Here is a 2,232-nt window from a genome sequence, read left to right as displayed (position 1 = left end):
GCGCCGGGACCTGTCGTCACGTGGGGCGTGGCGGTGTAGAAGGGTGGGAACTCGTAGAAGGCGTCGACGATCCCGGAGTGCCCGGAGAACTTCATCATTCCCTCGACGTGCTGCTCGAACGTGGTGAAGTCGCGCAGAAGCCGGGGCTCGACGGGAGACACGAGGGTGACATCGGCGAGTGGCACGGCCGGTGAGGTGCGCAGGGCTTGCGCTCCGGTATCGAGCAGACCCTCCAGGCCGAGCTCCACGACGACATTGATCGTCGTGCCCTCCGGAAAGGGATGGATGCGGTCGCCGTCGACGACGCCGACGCGCGTCTCGTTTGCGAGCAGGTACCGTGCAATCTTCATTTCAGTCCTCGGAATCTAGTGCGAACGTGCGGAACAGTGCGCTGACGAGCTCGTAGTAGCCGACCAGGATGACGATCGCGACGATCGCTTGCTCGCCGAGCACCGTGCGGAAGGCGTCGTACTCGGTGTCTGTCAGGGTGTCCTGGTCGAGGAGTCGCCCGGTCAGGCCGAGGGCCGCCGCGATCGGCTGAGGGAGCACCTCGGCTCCGCGCCCCTCCTCGATGGCGGCGAGCTCGTCGGCAGTGATGCCGGCCGCGCGGGCCTTCGGCGCGTGTGTGCGCAACTCGGTGGCGCACCCGCGATGCGCGACGACGGCGCAGATGACGGCTTCGCGCAGCGCGAGCGGAAGCGCGGTGGGTGCACCCGCGTCCAAGCCCTGGACCGCCAGGCCCAGCGCCTGGAGACGATCGCCGGCGCCGGGGGCTCTGAGGAGGGCATCGAACAGGACGAAGAGCGATCCGTCCTCGGCGTAGACGGACCGCCCTCGCGGGCCCCTGACCAGGGTCTCGGCGAAGGCCGACTGCTCCGCGTCCCACACCTCCGGGTGAAGGGCCGCGAGTCGCCGGCTCAGCTGACCGCTCGGCCGTTTCACGCGGTCTCTTCGAGTGCGTCTCGCGACGGACCCAGCGCCTCGCCCATCTCGCCAAGCTGCGCGATGATGTCCTTCGGGTTCTGATCGCCGATCTGCTTTTGCAGCATCTTGGAGTGGTCGAAGTAGAAGTCGCGGACGGGGCGCACGATCGCCGGGGCGTGGTGGAACATCTGACCGAGCTGGTAGGCCATCTGCACCTGGGCCGTGGTGTGCGGGATGCGCGGCTGCTCGTAGGTTTCGAGCGCACCGACGACGGCGGCGGTGTCGGCCAGGTCGACGCCGTTGAGGTTCTTGGCGATGAAATAGCCGTCGCCGATCGACATCCCTGCGCCGTAGGCGGCATATGGGGAGGTCGCGTGCGCCGAGTCCCCGGCCAAGGTCGCGCGGCCCTTCGACCACTTCTCGAGTGGGACGCGGTCTCTGATCTGCCAGCGCTGTATGTTCTGCTCGGGTGTGGCGGCGACGAGTGTCGCGACTGCGGGGAACTCGGCGGCGAGGCTCCTCGCGTGGGCGGCGAGGCTCGCCGGCGGGGGAGTCTCGGGGTTCCAGGCTTCCAGAACCCACCACTGGAAGCCGTCCTGGCCGTCCTTCCGGATGGAGGAGTAGCTTCCCTGCACCTTGCGGCCGTGAGCGACGACGCAGTAGCCCTTCCGCGGTCCCGGCGGCGTGGTCATGGTGTATCCGCCGATGATGTGCAGCTTGTGCTCGCGCTTGGGGGAGTCGCCCCAGAGCTTCCGGCGGACCATGGAGTCGATCCCGTCCGCACCGATCAGCACGGGTGTCTCCTTGGTGGTGCCATCGGCGAAGGTGAGCGTCACTCCGTCGCCGTGATCGTGGAAGTCGGTGATGGTCGTGCTGGGTTGGATCGTGTCCTCTGGAAGAGCGGCCAGCATGCGTTCGTAGAGAACGGGGCGCAGCATCCCGATGAACCCGCCGTTGTACTTGCGCTGCACCTCGGGGTCAATGTGCACGTCGGCGCGCACATGCCCCTTCGCGTTCGTGAAGACACCGGCGCAGGGAGCGCCGAGATCATCGGTGTCGACTCCCATATCCTGGAGCGCTTTGATGGGCGGCGGCCACAGATTGAGGATGTTGCCGGCGGGCCGGGCCTCTTTGTACCGTTCGTAGATGACGGCGGGATGCCCCACCTTCTGCAGCGCGAGGGCCGTTGCCATCCCCGCGGGTCCGGCGCCGATGATCGCGATGGGTTCTGCCATGACGTTCCTCCTCATTGAGTGACACTCGGCACCCGCAATCGCTGGGCGAAGAGTGAGCCAGGCCAAGTGTGGG

General features: G+C 67.4%; 3 protein-coding genes. All 3 read right to left on the bottom strand.

Features of this window, described 5'->3' with window-relative positions:
• Positions 1-350 (bottom strand): DUF2437 domain-containing protein (locus tag VNT50_RS05660; RefSeq protein ID WP_325484128.1); only part of this gene is annotated, 350 nt, incomplete at its 3' end.
• 1 nt (position 351) lies between these two features.
• Positions 352-942: a carboxymuconolactone decarboxylase family protein gene (locus tag VNT50_RS05655; protein WP_325484127.1), complete on the bottom strand. Its 591-nt coding sequence runs from the start codon at positions 940-942 to the stop codon at positions 352-354.
• Positions 939-2,159, bottom strand: coding sequence for an FAD-dependent oxidoreductase (locus tag VNT50_RS05650; protein WP_325484126.1), 1,221 nt, complete (start codon positions 2,157-2,159; stop codon positions 939-941). Before VNT50_RS05650 ends, VNT50_RS05655 begins: the two co-directional genes overlap by 4 nt.
• Positions 2,160-2,232 lie beyond the last annotated feature (73 nt).

It is taken from the genome of Microbacterium sp., from assembly GCF_035554235.1.
Classification (GTDB): domain Bacteria; phylum Actinomycetota; class Actinomycetes; order Actinomycetales; family Microbacteriaceae; genus Microbacterium.
The sequence above is the reverse complement of the archived record's forward strand: the minus strand, read 5'-3'. Positions and strand labels throughout refer to the sequence as shown.

Bases quoted from the DNA above. Each gene is read 5' to 3' on its own strand.
- VNT50_RS05650 (WP_325484126.1), bottom strand. From the start codon at position 2,159: ATGGCAGAACCCATCGCGATCATCGGCGCCGGACCCGCGGGGATGGCA.